10 protein-coding genes are annotated in these 15,154 nt (G+C 71.1%); 3 read left to right on the top strand and 7 right to left on the bottom strand.

The features are described 5' to 3' along the window. Nucleotides 1-44: 44 nt before the first annotated feature. The 4 genes from pepN (BSL84_RS11545) to BSL84_RS11530 all read right to left on the bottom strand — a co-directional run bounded on the left by pepN (BSL84_RS11545) (nucleotide 45) and on the right by BSL84_RS11530 (nucleotide 8,331). Entirely contained in the window at nucleotides 45-2,636 is a 2,592-nt protein-coding gene (pepN, locus tag BSL84_RS11545; RefSeq protein WP_075970285.1) for an aminopeptidase N, read from the bottom strand. A gap of 193 nt (nucleotides 2,637-2,829) precedes the next feature. After that, the gene (locus BSL84_RS11540) at nucleotides 2,830-3,858 is read right to left on the bottom strand and encodes an aspartate-semialdehyde dehydrogenase (protein WP_030029037.1); all 1,029 of its coding nucleotides are present in this window, start codon (nucleotides 3,856-3,858) and stop codon (nucleotides 2,830-2,832) included. 315 nt (nucleotides 3,859-4,173) lie between these two features. Then, nucleotides 4,174-7,497, bottom strand: coding sequence for a S8 family serine peptidase (locus tag BSL84_RS11535; protein ID WP_075972052.1), 3,324 nt, complete (start codon nucleotides 7,495-7,497; stop codon nucleotides 4,174-4,176). Nucleotides 7,498-7,770: 273 nt separating this feature from the next. Continuing rightward, on the bottom strand, nucleotides 7,771-8,331 hold the full coding sequence (locus BSL84_RS11530) for a CGNR zinc finger domain-containing protein (RefSeq protein WP_075970284.1): 561 nt from the start codon (nucleotides 8,329-8,331) through the stop codon (nucleotides 7,771-7,773). A gap of 121 nt (nucleotides 8,332-8,452) precedes the next feature. Between BSL84_RS11530 and BSL84_RS11525 the strand changes: the two genes are divergently transcribed. Both BSL84_RS11525 and BSL84_RS11520 read left to right on the top strand, forming a co-directional pair. Further along, nucleotides 8,453-8,911 (top strand): VOC family protein, encoded by a 459-nt coding sequence (locus tag BSL84_RS11525; RefSeq protein WP_075970283.1) that lies wholly within the window; start codon nucleotides 8,453-8,455, stop codon nucleotides 8,909-8,911. Beyond that, entirely contained in the window at nucleotides 8,911-9,798 is an 888-nt protein-coding gene (locus tag BSL84_RS11520) for a pyridoxamine 5'-phosphate oxidase family protein (protein ID WP_030036230.1), read from the top strand. The genes BSL84_RS11525 and BSL84_RS11520 overlap by 1 nt, the downstream gene beginning before the upstream one ends. Here BSL84_RS11520 and BSL84_RS11515 read toward each other — a convergent pair. Both BSL84_RS11515 and pepN (BSL84_RS11510) read right to left on the bottom strand, forming a co-directional pair. Next, nucleotides 9,774-10,736: a hypothetical protein gene (locus BSL84_RS11515; RefSeq protein ID WP_075970282.1), complete on the bottom strand. Its 963-nt coding sequence runs from the start codon at nucleotides 10,734-10,736 to the stop codon at nucleotides 9,774-9,776. The genes BSL84_RS11520 and BSL84_RS11515 overlap by 25 nt on opposite strands. A 207-nt stretch (nucleotides 10,737-10,943) precedes the next feature. Continuing rightward, complete coding sequence (gene pepN, locus BSL84_RS11510) at nucleotides 10,944-13,499, bottom strand: aminopeptidase N (protein ID WP_045323975.1); 2,556 nt, start codon at nucleotides 13,497-13,499, stop codon at nucleotides 10,944-10,946. A 137-nt stretch (nucleotides 13,500-13,636) separates the two neighbouring features. Between pepN (BSL84_RS11510) and BSL84_RS11505 the strand changes: the two genes are divergently transcribed. After that, nucleotides 13,637-14,287, top strand: coding sequence for a DsbA family protein (locus BSL84_RS11505; RefSeq protein ID WP_030036235.1), 651 nt, complete (start codon nucleotides 13,637-13,639; stop codon nucleotides 14,285-14,287). A gap of 123 nt (nucleotides 14,288-14,410) precedes the next feature. On the opposite strand, the gene BSL84_RS11500 is transcribed toward BSL84_RS11505, so the two are convergent. Further along, nucleotides 14,411-15,067 carry a superoxide dismutase gene (locus BSL84_RS11500; protein ID WP_030036236.1) on the bottom strand — a complete coding sequence of 219 codons (657 nt, stop codon included), beginning with the start codon at nucleotides 15,065-15,067 and terminating at the stop codon, nucleotides 14,411-14,413. Nucleotides 15,068-15,154: the final 87 nt, after the last annotated feature.

Here is a 15,154-nt window from a genome sequence, read left to right as displayed (position 1 = left end):
GAGGCGCGGGGTCCGGGGCGGAGCCCCGGCTACGGCGCGAGCCGTCAGGCCTGAGCGGCAGCGGAGGCGGCGTCGGCGGCCTGGGCCTTCAGCGCGCGCTCCACGCCCGCCCGGGACTCCGACACCAGCCGCCGCAGCGCGGCGCTCGGCTCCGCCGAGGCCAGCCAGGCGTCCGTCGCCTCAAGGGTCTCCCGCGAGACCTGGAGGGCCGGGTACAGGCCCACCGCGATCTGCTGGGCGATCTCGTGGCTGCGCGTCTCCCAGACCTCCTTGACCGCCGCGAAGTACTTCGCGGTGTACGGGGCCAGCAGCTCGCGCTGGTCGGTCTGGACGAAGCCGCCGATCACCGCCTCCTGCACCGCGTTCGGCAGGTCGTCGGACTCCACCACCGACGCCCACGCCGCGGCCTTGGCCTCGGCCGTCGGGCGGGCCGCCCGCGCCGTCGCCGCGTGGCGCTCGCCGGCCGCCGTCGCGTCCCGCTCCAGCTCCGCCGCGATCGCCGCCTCGTCGGCGACGCCCGTCGCGGCGAGCCGCTCCAGGAACGCCCACCGCAGCTCGGTGTCGACGGCCAGCCCCTCGACGACGGCCGAGCCGTCCAGCAGCGCCGACAGGTACGCCAGCTGCTCCTCCGTACGGGCGGTCGCCGCGAAGGCCCGCGCCCACGCCAGCTGGTGGTCGCCGGCCGGCTCCGCCGCACGCAGGTGCTCCAGGGTGGCCTCCGTCCAGGCCGCCAGGCCCTCTTCGCGCCACGCCGGGTCCGCGTACAGGTCGATCGCCAGCTTCACCTGCCGGTGCAGGGACTGCACGACGCCGATGTCGGACTCCTTGCCGATGCCCGACAGCACCAGCGAGAGGTAGTCGCGGGTCGGGAGCTCCCCGTCACGGGTCATGTCCCAGGCCGAGGCCCAGCACAGGGCGCGCGGCAGGGACTCCGTGAAGTCGCCGATGTGCGAGGTGACCACGGCGAGGGACTCCTCGTCCAGGCGGACCTTCGCGTACGACAGGTCGTCGTCGTTCAGCAGGACGACCGCCGGGCGGGCGCGGCCCACGAGCTCCGGCACCGTCGTCAACGCGCCGTCGATGTCCAGCTCGATCCGGTCGGTACGCACGAGCGCGCCGTCCCGCAGCTCGTACAGGCCCACCGCGACGCGGTGCGGGCGCAGGGTGGACTCGCCCTTGGCCCCGGCGGGCAGCGGCGGCGCCTCCTGGCGGATGCCGAAGGCGGTGATCACGCCGTCGGCATCGGTGGTGATCTCCGGGCGCAGGACGTTGATGCCGGCCGTCTCCAGCCACGCCTTCGACCAGGCGGCCAGGTCACGGCCCGAGGTCTCCTCCAGGGCGCCCAGCAGGTCCGACAGACGCGTGTTGCCGAAGGCGTGCGCCTTGAAGTACGCCTGCACGCCCTTGAAGAAGGCGTCCATGCCGACGTAGGCGACGAGCTGCTTGAGGACCGAGGCGCCCTTGGCGTAGGTGATGCCGTCGAAGTTGACCATGACGTCGTCGAGGTCGCGGATGTCGGCCATGATCGGGTGCGTGGACGGCAGCTGGTCCTGCCGGTACGCCCACGTCTTCATGGAGTTGGCGAAGGTGGTCCACGCGTGCGGCCACTTCGAGCCCTCCGCGTACGCCTGGCACGCGATGGACGTGTACGTGGCGAACGACTCGTTCAGCCACAGGTCGTTCCACCACTCCATGGTGACGAGGTCGCCGAACCACATGTGGGCGAGCTCGTGGAGGATGGTCTCCGCGCGCACCTCGTACGCCGCGTCCGTCACCTTCGAGCGGAAGACGTACTGGTCGCGGATGGTGACCGCGCCCGCGTTCTCCATCGCGCCCGCGTTGAACTCCGGCACGAACAGCTGGTCGTACTTGGCGAAGGGGTAGTCGTAGGCGAACTTCTCCTGGAACCAGTCGAAGCCCTGCCGGGTCACGTCGAAGATCGCGTCCGCGTCGAGGAACTCGGCGAGCGAGGGCCGGCAGTAGATGCCGAGCGGCACGCTCTGCCCGTTCGGGCCCTCGTAGGAGCTGTGCACCGAGTGGTACGGGCCGACGATGAGCGCCGTGATGTACGAGGAGATGCGCGGGGTCGGCTCGAAGCGCCAGACGTTGTCCTTGACGTCCGCGGGCGCCGGCGTCGGGGAGTTCGAGATGACCGTCCAGCCCTCGGGGGCCGTCACGGTGAACTGGAACGTCGCCTTCAGGTCGGGCTGCTCGAAGCTGGCGAAGACCCGCCGCGCGTCAGGCACCTCGAACTGGGTGTAGAGGTAGGCCTGCTGGTCGACCGGGTCGACGAAGCGGTGAAGGCCCTCACCGGTGTTGGTGTACGCGCAGTCCGCGACGACGCGCAGCTCGTTGGCTCCGGCCGCGAGGTGCGCCAGGGCGATCCGCGAGTCGCGGAAGACTGCCGCGACGTCGAGCGACTTGCCGTTGAGGACGACCTCGTGCACCGCGGGGGCGACCAGGTCGATGAAGGTCTCCGCCCCGGCCTCGGCCGACTGGAAGCGCACGGTGGTCACGGACGGGTAGGTCCCGCCCTCCTGCGCACCGGTGAGATCGAGTTCGATCTCGTACGAGTCGACGGTGAGCAGCTTCGCACGCTGCTGAGCCTCTTCACGGGTGAGGTTCGTGCCTGGCACGCGGTCATCTCCTTCGATGGTGACGTTGCCCGGACATCCTTCCACGGGGTGAGGGCCGCCGCCCCTGAGTAATCCACGGGCGAACGCGAGGCCGTGGAACTTCCGGACCGCCGCGCCGGCCCTGACGCGGCCCTGACACGGCGGGAGGGCGGGCGCCGCACGGCGCCCGCCCTCCCTTCGTGCCTGCGGTGGATCAGCCGCGCAGCTCCTCGGCGACCAGCTCCGCGATCTGGACCGCGTTCAGCGCGGCACCCTTGCGGAGGTTGTCGTTGGACACGAACAGCGCGAGGCCGTTCTCCACCGTCTCGTCGACGCGGATGCGGCCCACGTACGAGGCGTCCTTGCCGGCGGCCTGGAGCGGGGTCGGGATCTCGGAGAGCTCCACGCCGTCAGCGTCCTTCAGCAGCTCGTAGGCGCGCTCGACGCTGATCGGGCGGTCGAAGCGGGCGTTGATCTGGAGGGAGTGGCCGGAGAAGACCGGCACGCGCACGCAGGTGCCCGAGACCTTGAGCTCCGGGATCTCCAGGATCTTGCGGGACTCGTTGCGGAGCTTCTGCTCCTCGTCGGTCTCGAAGGAGCCGTCGTCGACGATCGAGCCCGCGAGCGGGAGCACGTTGAAGGCGATCGGGCGCTTGTAGACGCCCGGCTCGGGGAAGTCGACGGCACCGCCGTCGTGGACCAGCCCGGTCGCACCCTCGGAGACGGCCTTGACCTGGCCGTCGAGCTCGGCGACACCGGCCAGGCCCGAGCCGGAGACGGCCTGGTAGGTGGTGGCGACCAGCGCGGACAGGCCGGCCTCGTCGTGCAGCGGGCGCAGCACCGGCATGGCCGCCATGGTGGTGCAGTTCGGGTTCGCGATGATGCCCTTGGGTCGGTTCCTGATCGCGTGCGGGTTGACCTCGGAGACCACGAGGGGGACCTCGGGGTCCTTGCGCCAGGCGGAGGAGTTGTCGATGACGACGGCGCCCTGCGAGGCGACCTTCTCGGCCAGGGCCTTCGAGGTGGCGCCGCCCGCCGAGAAGAGCACGATGTCCAGGCCGGAGTAGTCGGCCGCGGAGGCGTCCTCGATCGTGATCTCGCGGCCCTCCCACTCGATCGTCGAGCCGGCGGACCGGGCCGAGGCGAACAGGCGCAGCTCGTCCACCGGGAACTTGCGCTCGGCGAGGATGCTGCGCATGACTGCGCCGACCTGACCGGTGGCTCCGACGATTCCGACCCTCACGTTGACTCCTCTTGATCCATGTGTCGCGGGCGCGCGTGAGGCCATCATGCGTTCGACCCCACGAGCCTTGTCCAATCCATTGTCCGAGGACCGGACGGTGTTCTGAATGTGAACACCTGTGACGTGTGCGTCGCGGCCTTGTTTCACGGCCTCCGGACGGCCGTTTTGCCTGGTCGGGGCCGGTTAACAACCGATCTGTCACGTCCGGTATCCGGACATGATCGACCGGGGGCCGAAAACGCACGCCGGGGAACGGCCCGAGGGGGCGGTGCTCGCCAAGAGCGCCGCCCCCTCGGGGTCCTTCTGCGGAAGGTGCTACGGGAGGACCTTCTCGATCTGCACGCTGCCGGTGCCGGCGGCGGTGCCGCGGGCGTTGAGCAGCTCGACCTGGCCGAAGAACTGACGGCCCTCGGGGGCCGCGCCGGTGACCAGGACGTTCGCCGAGACCTGCGCGGTGGCGCCGGTGGCGAGGTTCACCGCGGCGGCCTCGTCGACCTGGACGGAGCCCAGGGCGGCCGAGAAGAACACGTCGCGGTAGTCGTACGTGGTGGAGCCGGACGGGATCGCGTAGCCGATCACCTTGACGGTGTAGGTGCCCGCGGCCGGGTTCACCAGGCTCACGGCCTCCTCGGAGTCGCCGTCGGCGGCGGAGCCCACCTTGACGCCGTCCTTGTAGACCTCAAGGTCCAGGTCGGCGCCGGTGTCGGACACCTTGCCGATGGCGACGTCGAGGCGCGAGGTGCCCGCGGGCACCGCGATCTCGGTGGTGTGGGTCTCACCGTTGGCGAGGGTCGGCTTGGCGACCTTCGCGGAACCGAGCGGGCCGCCCTTGAGCTTGCCGCCGGTGATGGCCGCGCCCGCGTTCTTGACGCTCCACTGGACCGCGGCCGGGGTGCCCTGCTTCACCTCGGGCAGGACCTTGACCGCGGGGTCGAAGGCCGCGCCGAGCACGGAGACGTCCAGCTTGAACGGGTTGTCCAGCACCGGCGAGGTACGCCGGGCCTCGACCTCGATCTCCCAGACGCCCGGCGTCGGCTCGGGGTACGAGCGCACGTCGGGGCGGCAGGTGTTCGCCGGGTTGTCGTAGTTCGGGTAGCAGTTCGTCGTGGCCGTCGGGTCGACCGGCACGCCGTACGGGTGGATCGCGATGAAGCGCGTCTGGGCGCCCGCCGCGAGACCGCCGAGGGCGACCTCAAGGCTCTTGGCGCCCGGCGGCACGGTCACGAAGTACGACTTGTGCGAGTTGCGCTGCACGGTGGAGGACTGCGACAGGGAGTACGCCGGCGCGGCCAGGGGGGCGGAAGCCACGACGGTCGTGAGGATCTGCTTGTCGATGCCCTCGGTGGTCTCGTCGTCCAGCTGCAGGATGCCGCTGTGGACGCCGGCGGTCTTGGCGTTGGCCTCGACCTTGATGGTGACGGGCTTGTTCAGCGGCAGGGTGACGTAGTCGTAGCCGCCGACGACCTTGAAGGTGCCGTCGTTGTTGCGCCAGCTCAGGTCGTGCCGGGTGCCGTACTTGACACCCGTGGTGCGGGTGACGACGACGTTGTAGACCTTCTTCTGGCCGACCTTGAGGCCGCCCTCGCGGTCGTACAGGCCGGTGCCGAAGCCCGGGGTCTTCAGGAACTGGTCGATCGCGGTGTCGACCGGCGCCTTGACGGTGAACTCGTTGGCCTTGGCGTCGCGCTGGATGGACTCCCACGCGCCATCGACGTCGATCAGACCGGAGCCCTGCGCGTGCGCCGGAACGCCGTCGATCTTCTTCGCGGAGCTGGTGAGGGCGACCCGCAGGGAGGCAGGGGTCAGCTTGATGCCCTGCTGCTTCGCGGCCGAGATCAGCAGCGCGCTCGCGCCCGCCGCCTGCGGCGAGGCCATCGAGGTGCCCTGGAGCATGCCGTAACCGGCCGGAAGGCCGTAGCCGGCCTCCTTCACCGGCGCGCCGGGCAGCCAGGTCTGGATGGTGTTGATGGCCGCGCCGGGGGCGCTGATGGTCGGCGTGAAGCCGCCGTCCTCACGCGGACCGCGCGAGGAGAAGGGGAACATGTTGTACTTCGTGCTGACGCCGGAGCCGTAGTTGGCGGCCCACGTCTCCTTGGAGACCGAGGCGCCCACGGAGATGACCTTGTCCGCGAGGGCCGGGTCGCCGATGGTGTTCACACCCGGACCGGAGTTGCCGGCCGAGATGACCAGCTGGACGCCGTAGGTGTCGACGAGGTTGCGGTAGAGCTCGGCGCGCGCGTTGTTGCCGTCGTTCAGCGCGGGCAGGCCGCCGATCGACATGTTGACGATGTCCACGCCGCGGTTGACGACGAGGTCGATCATGCCCTCGGTCAGCGCGATGTTGGTGCAGCCGCCGGACCAGGAGCAGGCGCGCGAGGAGACGAGCTTGGCGCCGGGCGCCTCGCCGTTCATCTTGCCGCCGAAGAGGCTGTTGGCGGCGGTGATGCCGGCGACGTGCGTGCCGTGCTCGGACTCGATGATGCCGATGTTGACGAAGTCGGCCTTCTTGCCGACCCAGTCCCCGCCCAGCGGGTCCATCGGGACGTCCTTGCGGATCTCGATCACGAACGGGATCCGCTCGGCGACCTCGGTCGCCGGGTTGTCCGTGCCGAAGTAGCCGATCTGGTAGCCGTCCTTGTACGGCTTCATCGGCTCGTTGTTCGTGAAGTCGCCGTCCTGGTCGGTGTCGACGCGGACGGTGCCGGCGGCGGCGTCGTAGAGCATGCCGAACCGGTCGGTGGTGTCCCCGTCCCGGTTGACGTCGCCCGCCATGTCGCCGGTGGCGGTGATCGACTCGCTGAACCGGCTCCACTGGAAGCTGCCCTCGGGCGCCTTCCAGCTCTGGCCGCCCGCGGTGAAGGTGCCGCCGGCCGAGGTCACCGGGGTGATCTGGGCGCGCCAGGTGCCGTCGTTGTCGGTGATCGGGTCGGTGGCCGTCACCCAGTCGACGATCTTGCGCTCGCCGGTGGTGGTCTTCTGCAGGGCCGGGTGGCCGAGGTCCACACCCGAGTCCATGATGCCGATGGTCACGCCGCGGCCGTCGGCCTGCGGGTTCTTCGCGACGAAGTCGACCGCGCCGGTCTCGAAGGACGGGTTGTACGGGTTCTTCGCCGGCGTGTTCCTGTCCGGCGCCGGGTACGTCTCGGCCGCGGTCTTCTTGACCGTGCCGGTCTCCCGGTCGGCGTCGGGACGCGGGTTCGGCAGCTGGATCTCGTGGCGCAGGTCGATGCCGTGCACCGAGGACAGCTTGGCGGCCGCCTTCAGCGCGGCCTCCGCCTGGCCGGTCGGCAGGGTGGCGCGCACGTAGCCGAGGTTGTCGTACGTCCGGCCGACCGAGGCGCCCTTGACGGCGTCCAGCTGGTCGGCGACCTGCTTGGTCTGGCCGGGGGCGGTGGCCACCATGACGGTGACGTTCGCCTCGCCCTTGGCCTTGGCCTCCTGGAGGAGCTCGACGTCGGCCGAACCGAGCTTCTGGTCGGCGGACTTGACCGCGGGCGAGGTGCCCGGGGTGTCCGCGCCGGTCGCCGCGAACGCGGGCCCGGCGCCGGTCGCCGCGAGGGCGGCGACCAGGCCGGCCGCGGCCGCGACGCGCGCGACGCGTCTGGCCCCGGGTATGGAGCTGGGGGATTCGAGGGTCATCAGCATCCCTGGTAAGTGAAAGATACGGTCCGGATTTCGGTGCCGGATGACCGGTCAGCTTTCCTCAAGCGACAGGTCTTTGGGGAGGGATGTCATCGACCGAGACCTACAGTGGCGGAGACCCGCCACCGAACGGAATCCGCCAGTGGGGCCGTATCAGGGCGCAGTGGTGCGAACCATCGAGGTCGAGGAGTTGATTTGTCGACTTGATGGCCTCAAGTCAGGACCCTGCCGGGGATGTTCGCCGATGCGGGTGTGACAGATTTCGACCGGTCAGCGCTCGCGCGTGCGCGCGTAGTGGCGTGAGGCCTTCGCCCGGTTTCCGCAGGCGGACATCGAGCACCAGCGCCGGGTTCCGTTGCGCGAGGTGTCGTGGAAGTGCAGCACGCAGCTCTCCGAGGCGCACTTGCGGATCCGGTCGGGCGCGGTGGCCAGCAGCTCCAGGTAGTTGCGGGCGGCCGTCCAGGCCGGCCCCCAGCTGGCGTCGTCGAACTCGGCGCGCTCGCCCGGTCCTTCGGCCGTCAGAGTGGCGCGGATGCGGCCGTGCTCCAGCACGGCGTCGACCAGGGTGCGGGCGCTCTCGTCGGCCGGGTCCGCCACCGCGCGGGCCAGCGCCTCGCGCGCGGTCATCAGGTGGACGAGCGTGGGGGCGTCGGCCCGGAAGCGGCCGGCCAGGCCGGTGGACTCCAGCCAGACCGCGAGGCCTTCCACCCGGCTCAGCCCGAAGGCGCCGGCGAAGAGGTCGGCGATCTCCCCCTCCCGCATCCAGCGGGTGTTCAACAGGTCGAGGGCGATCGGCTCCCCGGTCAGGGGCCGTGCGTCCGCCGTCGTCATGTCCGTCTCCTCGCTCGCTAACCCCTCAAGGGTACGTGAGCGGTTGACGCCACCCATCCTAACCTTTAACTTGGGTTTAGAAGGTTAGACTCGTGGAACGGCCTCCGGGGAAGGACCCGTCATGACCACTGCCATCAGCAAGCTCCGCACCGGGCACATCGGCCTGAACGTCACCGACTTGGAGCGCTCGCTCGACTTCTACCGGGACGCCCTCGACTTCCAGGTGATCGGCGAGGGCAAGGAGGAGGGCCGCCGCTTCGCCTTCCTCGGCCTGGACGGCGAGCTCGTCCTCACCCTCTGGGAGCAGGCCGACGGCGCCTACGCCCCGGCCGCCGCGGGACTGCACCACCTGGCGTTCTCCGCCGGCGCCGTCGAGGAGGTGCGCGCCTACGAGGAGCGGCTGCGCGGCCTGGGCGTCGCGTTCGCCTACGAGGGCGTCGTCGCGCACGGCGAGGGCGCGGCCTCCGGCGGGATCTTCTTCCACGACCCCGACGGCACCCGCCTGGAGATCTCCGTACCGACCGGCGCCGAGAACGAGCCCGCCCCCGTCGCGGGGGCGCCGACCTGCGGGTTCTTCTAATGGGCGGCGTTTACCACTGGGGGTCGCTGGCGGTGCAGGAGCGGGTGGGCGTGCGCGGGCCGGCCGAGCACGTCGGCCGCTCGATCGGTACGGGCATCCGCGATGTCGCCGCGGCCTTCCTGGAGCTCCAGCCACACCTGGTCGTCGGCGCCGCCGACGGCGCGGGCCGGATGTGGGCCTCCCTGCTCACCGGCCCGCCCGGCTTCGTACGGGCCACCGGTCCGCACCGGATCGCCGTCGCCGGAGGGGTGCCGGCCGGGGATCCCCTCGCGGAGGCGCTGGCCGCGGACGGGACGCGGGTCGGGACCATCGCGCTCGACCCGCGCACCCGGCGCCGGATGCGGCTGAACGGAACCCTCTCGGCGACACCGCGGGGCTTCGCCGTCGAGGCCGAGCAGGTCTTCGCCAACTGCCCCAAGTACCTTCAGCAGCGGCAGCCGCTGGAACGGGTCGCGCGGGGCTCGGGCGTCGTGCGCCGCGGGGATGCTCTGACCCCCGGCCAGGTGCGTGCCGTCCGGCGCGCCGACACCTTCTTCGTCGCCACCACGGCGGAGGCGGACGGAGCCGACGCCAGTCACCGCGGCGGCCTGCCGGGATTCGTCGAGGTGCTGTCGCCGGTCGAGCTGGCCTGGCCGGACTATGCGGGGAACGCGATGTTCCTGACCCTGGGCAACCTGACGGCCGACCCGCGGGCCGGACTGCTCTTCCCCGACTGGGAGAGCGGCGCCGTGCTCCAGCTCAGCGGCCGGGCCCGGACGGAGTTCGCGGCCGACGGCGGCCGCCGCACCCGCTTCCGGGTGGAGTCGGTGGTGGAGGCCGTGCACCCGGGGCGGCTGCTGTGGAGCACCCCGGAGTACTCGCCTCACCTGGGGAGCACCACCAGGTAGGCGGCGGGCTCGCGGTCGTCGGCCGCCGTCAGGGCGGTGCGGATGACCGCGGCCTGCTGCTCGGGCCAGTCGCGGAGCTTGCGCGGGGTGACGTGGACGACGGTCACCCCGAGCCGCTCCAGGGTCTCCCGCTTGCGCACGCACTCGGACCACTCCTCGTCCTCCCCCTGGCGCGGGGCGCGCGTGTCGATCTCCACCGCCACGGCGTGCTCCGGCCAGTACGCGTCGACCCCGCCGAGGTGGGGGCCGCCCGGGATCCGCAGGTCCGCGTTCCAGACCGGGTCGGGCAGCTCGTAGCCGCGCACGAGGTGGTACAGCCGGTCCTCGGCCATGGCCCGGCCCTCCGCGAGCAGGGACTCGACGGCGTCCACGATGTGCGGCCGGCCCAGCAGCCGGGCCACCGTCAGCTCCCGTACGATCGCGGCCGGTTCGCAGTGCCCGCTGCGGACGGCCTCGCTCAGCAGCCGGCGTACGGCGCCGGTGTCGGACAGCTGCGCGACGGCGTCGGCGACGGCCCGCGCGACGGGTGCCACGGGCAGCCCTGTGACCTCCTGCGGCCGCGGCGCGGTGCGCGCGCGCACGATCCGTACGTCGCCCGTGGACCGCAGCCGCCGCGTGCCCGGCACCAGTACGTCGATGTGCGACAGGGCGAGCAGCGGGGGCGCGGAGGCGAAGCGGTACAGGGCCAGCGCCGCCGATCCGGTGATCATGACCTCGCCCCCGCCGCGCCGCCCCGCGTACAGCAGTGCGGCGTGCAGCCGCTCCTCGCTGGTCGCCGGCCCGGAGTGGAGCAGGAACACGCCCGGCAGGATCTGCCGCCACGGCCGCTCGGCGGCCTCGGAGGCGGTGACGCCGTGCTCGCGCAGCTGTGCGAGGGTCAGCACGCGGGGGCGGTTGCCGGTGAGGTGGGCGAGGGGGAGGGGTGCGTTGTGGTTCATGACGCGGTGATTCCCTCAGGCCATGGCCTTGCTAACCCCTGTTACACGCTCGTCGACAAATCCGGACAAGCCGGGGCTAAAGTACGGACGTTCGACTGCCGATGAGGTGCGCCCGTACGGGTGAACGGACCGGTCCTCAGACGCCGGCGGGTCGGCAGTTCCAGCCCGCCGGCGTCCGAGGCGCGGGGTGCGGGGGCGGAGCCCCCGTCAGCCGGCCGCCGCGTCGCACCGCTGCGCGGCAAGGGCCCGGGCCAGGTCGTCACGGGACTCCAGGACCAGGCGGCGCAGCGCGGGGGCGGCGTCCGCGTGCCCGGCGAGCCAGGCGTCCGTGGCGTCCAGGGTGGCCGCGTCGCCCTGGAGCGAGGGGTAGAGCCCCTTCACGACGTCCATCGCGATCTGGATCGACCGCTCGGCCCACACCCGCTCGATCACCTCGAAGTAGCGCCCCGCGTGGGCCGCCAGCAGGCCCCGCTGCGAGGGCTGCTGCATACCCGCGATCGTCGCCTCCACCAGCGCGTTGGACAGCGCGTCCGACTCCACGACCGCCGCCCACGCCTGGTCCTTCACCGCCTGCGAGGGACGCGCCGCGAGGCACCGCACCTGGTGCCGCCTGCCCGACGCGGTGTCGTCGCGGGCCAGTTCGGCGGCCAGGACGCCCTCGTCCACCGCCCCGTGCGCGGCCAGCGGCAGCAGGAAGTCCCAGCGCATCTCCTGGTCGACCTCCAGCCCGTCGATCCGGGCCGAGCCCTCCAGCAGCCCCAGCAGCAGCTGGAAGTCGCCCTCCGTCGCCGCGCTCGCCGCGAAGAACCGCGCCCAGGTCAGCTGGTGCTCCGACCCCGGCTCCGCCACCCGCAGCTGGTGCAGCGCGCCCGCCGCCAGGTCCCGGCCGATCCGCTCGCGCCGCTGCGGAGCCGCGTAGTGCGTGACCGCCGTCTGCGTCTGCGCGTGCAGCATCTGCAGGACGCCGACGTCCGTCTCCCGGCCCGCGTGCGCCAGCACCAGCGAGACGAAGTCCCGCGCCGGCATCAGCCCGTCGCGCGTCAGGTTCCACAGCGCCGACCAGCTCAGCGCCCGCGCCAGCGGATCCGCCAGGTCGCCCAGGTGCGCGCGCAGCGTCGCCAGCGAACCCTCGTCGAAGCGGATCTTGCAGTAGGTGAGGTCCTCGTCGTTGACCAGGACCAGGTCGGGCCGGTCCTGCCCGGCCAGCTCACCGATCACCGAACGGGGGCCGGCGACGTCCGCCTCGGCCCGCGCGTAGCGGACCAGGGCGCCGTCCGGCTCCAGCCGGTACAGGCCGACGCCGACCCGGTGCGGCCGCAGCTCCTCGCCCTCCTGGACGACCGCGAGCTCGGTGATCCGCCCGCCCGCGTCACAGGTCACCACCGGGGTCAGCGCGTTCACGCCCGCCGTCTGGAGCCAGGCCCGCGACCACTCGGTCATGTCCCGCCCGGACACCTCGCCGAGCACCGACAGCAGGTCGTCCAGCGTCGTGTTCCCGTAGGCGTTGGCCTTGAAGTAGCGGCGCGCGCCCTCCAGGAACGCCTCCCGGCCGACGTACGCGACCAGCTGCTTGAGCACCGCCGCGCCCTTGGCGTAGGTGATGCCGTCGAAGTTCAGCTTGGCGTCCTCCAGGTCACGGATGTCGGCCGTGATCGGGTGCGTGGACGGCAGCTGGTCGGCACGGTAGGCCCACGCCTTGCGGTTGTTGGCGAAGGTCACCCAGGCCTGGTCGAAGCGGGTGGCCTCGACGAGCCCGAAGGAGCCCATGAAGTCCGCGAAGGACTCCTTCAGCCACAGGTCGTCCCACCACTTCATGGTGACCAGGTCGCCGAACCACATGTGCGCCATCTCGTGCAGGATGACGTTCGCACGCCGCTCGTAGGAGGCCTGCGTGACCTTGCCGCGGAAGATGTACTCCTCCCGGAAGGTCACCATCCCCGGGTTCTCCATGGCGCCCAGGTTGTACTCCGGCACGAAGGCCTGGTCGTACTTCCCGAACGGGTAGGGGTAGTCGAAGATCTCGTGGAAGAGGTCGAAGCCCTGCTTGGTGACGAGGAAGACGTCGTCCGCGTCGAAGTGCTTCGCCAGCCCCTTGCGGCACATCGCGCCCAGCGGGATGGTCAGGTCCCCGCGGGTGTAGGTGTCCGTCACGTAGTGGTAGGGGCCCGCCACCACGCAGGTGATGTACGTGGAGATCGGCGCGGTCTCGGCGAAGCGCCGGGTCTGGCCCTCGCGGGACTCCTCGGCGCCGTTGCTCCACACCTGCCAGCCCTCGGGCGCGGTCACCTCGAAGCGGTAGGGGGCCTTCAGGTCCGGCTGCTCGAAGTTCGCGTACACCCGGCGGGCGTCGGCCGGCTCGTACTGCGTGTAGAGGTAGACCTCGCCGTCCTCCGGGTCCACGAAGCGGTGCAGGCCCTCGCCCGTCCGGCTGTACGCGCAGTTCGCGTCCACCACCAGGACGTTCTCGGAGGCCAGGCCGTCCAGGGCGATCCGGGACCCGTCGAAGACGGCGGCCGCGTCGAGCGACCGCCCGTTCAGCGTCACCGAGTTGACCGAAGGGGCGATCAGGTCCGCGAAGGTGGCGGCGCCGGGGACCGCGGCCCGGAAGCGGATCGTCGTCACCGAGCGGAAGGTCCGGGGGCCCTCCGCCGGCTCGGCCTCGTCCACCGCCGACCTGATGTCGAGGACGACCTCGTACGCGTCGACGGACAGCAGCTCGGCCCGCTCGCGGGCCTCCTCGCGGGACAGATTCTCTCCGGGCACCTGCACTCCTTCGTGCGTGATCGCGTTCTTGGGTCGAATCCTCGCACGAGGGGAATGCGCGCGACGGAGTCCTGGTTGGGCACGGAGGACATGCGCGGCTGATGCCCTTTCCGCCTGAGACGACACCGAGGAGAGACATGACCGAGACCCAGGTGCGCGAGAAGACCCCGGTCGACTTCTGGTTCGACCCGCTCTGCCCTTGGGCCTGGATGACGTCCCGCTGGATGCTGGAGGTCGAGAAGGTGCGCGACGTCGAGGTGCGCTGGCACGTGATGAGCCTCGCCGTCCTCAACGAGAACAAGCTCGACGAGCTGCCCGAGGTCTACCGCGAGCTGCTCGGCCCCAAGGGCTGGGCGCCGGTCCGCGTGGTGACGGCCGCCCAGCAGAAGCACGGCGACGAGGTCACCGGCAAGCTGTACACCGCGCTCGGCACCCGTATCCACAACGAGGACAAGGGCCCGACCCGTGAGGTCATAGCCGAGGCGCTGGCCGAGGTCGGCCTGCCCGCCGAACTGCTCGCCTACGCCGACTCCGACGAGTACGACGAGGTGCTGCGCGCCTCCCACGACAACGGCATCGACCGGGTCGGCCAGGAGGTCGGCACCCCGGTGATCTCCGTTCCGGGCGCCGACGGCGAGGGCGACGTCGCCTTCTTCGGCCCGGTCGTGACCCCGACCCCGCGCGGCGAGGCCGCGGCCCGGCTGTGGGACGGCACCCTGCTCGTCGCGTCCACCCCCGGCTTCTACGAGATCAAGCGGACCCGCACCAAGGGCCCGTCCTTCGAGTAGCCCGTACGGCGAAAGGCACAGAAGACCCCCGTGAGTCACGTCCTCACGGGGGTCTTCCGCTGGACACGTCCGCCGGTGAAGGCTGAGAAGACGATCACGAGGCGGACGGGTTCTGGGGCGGGATCAGCCCTTGACGGGGATCAGCAGCGGGGTGTTCGCCTTGGCGTCGGCGTAGCGCCGGGAGACGTCCTGCCAGTTGACGACGTTCCACATCGCCTCGATGAAGTCCACCTTCTGGTTCTTGTACTGCAGGTAGAAGGCGTGCTCCCAGGCGTCGAAGACCAGGATCGGGGTGCTGGCCACGCCGACGTTGCCCTGGTGGTCGTACACCTGCTCGACGACCAGGCGGCCGCTGACGGGCTCGTACGCGAGCACGCCCCAGCCCGAGCCCTGGGTGGCGGAGGAGGCGAAGGTCAGCTGCTTCTTGAACTTCGCGAAGGAGCCGAAGGACTCCGTGATCGCGTCGGCCAGGTCGCCCAGGCCGTCGGCCGCCGTCGGCTCGCCGCCGCCCTCGCCGGTCTTCGGGCTCGCCATGTTGTGCCAGTAGATGCTGTGCAGGATGTGGCCGGAGAGGTGGAACGCGAGGTTCTTCTCCAGGCCGTTGAGCGCGCCCCAGTTCTCCTTGTCGCGCGCCTCCGCCAGCTGCTCCAGGGTGTTGTTGGCGCCCGTGACGTAGGCCGCGTGGTGCTTGTCGTGGTGCAGCTCGATGATCTGCGGGTTGATCACCGGCTCCAGCGCCGCGTAGTCGTACGGAAGCTCAGGAAGCGTGTAGATGGCCATGCGTGTTGTCCGGTCCCCTCGGCGTGCCAATCGCTTATTGCAATTAATGCGCAACTGCACGCTAGCAGTATCTATTCCGCCGCACAC

Origin of the sequence: Streptomyces sp. TN58 (genome assembly GCF_001941845.1) — a bacterium.
GTDB lineage: Bacteria > Actinomycetota > Actinomycetes > Streptomycetales > Streptomycetaceae > Streptomyces.
Note: the sequence above shows the minus strand (reverse complement) of the source record. Positions and strands in the feature narration are given on the sequence as shown.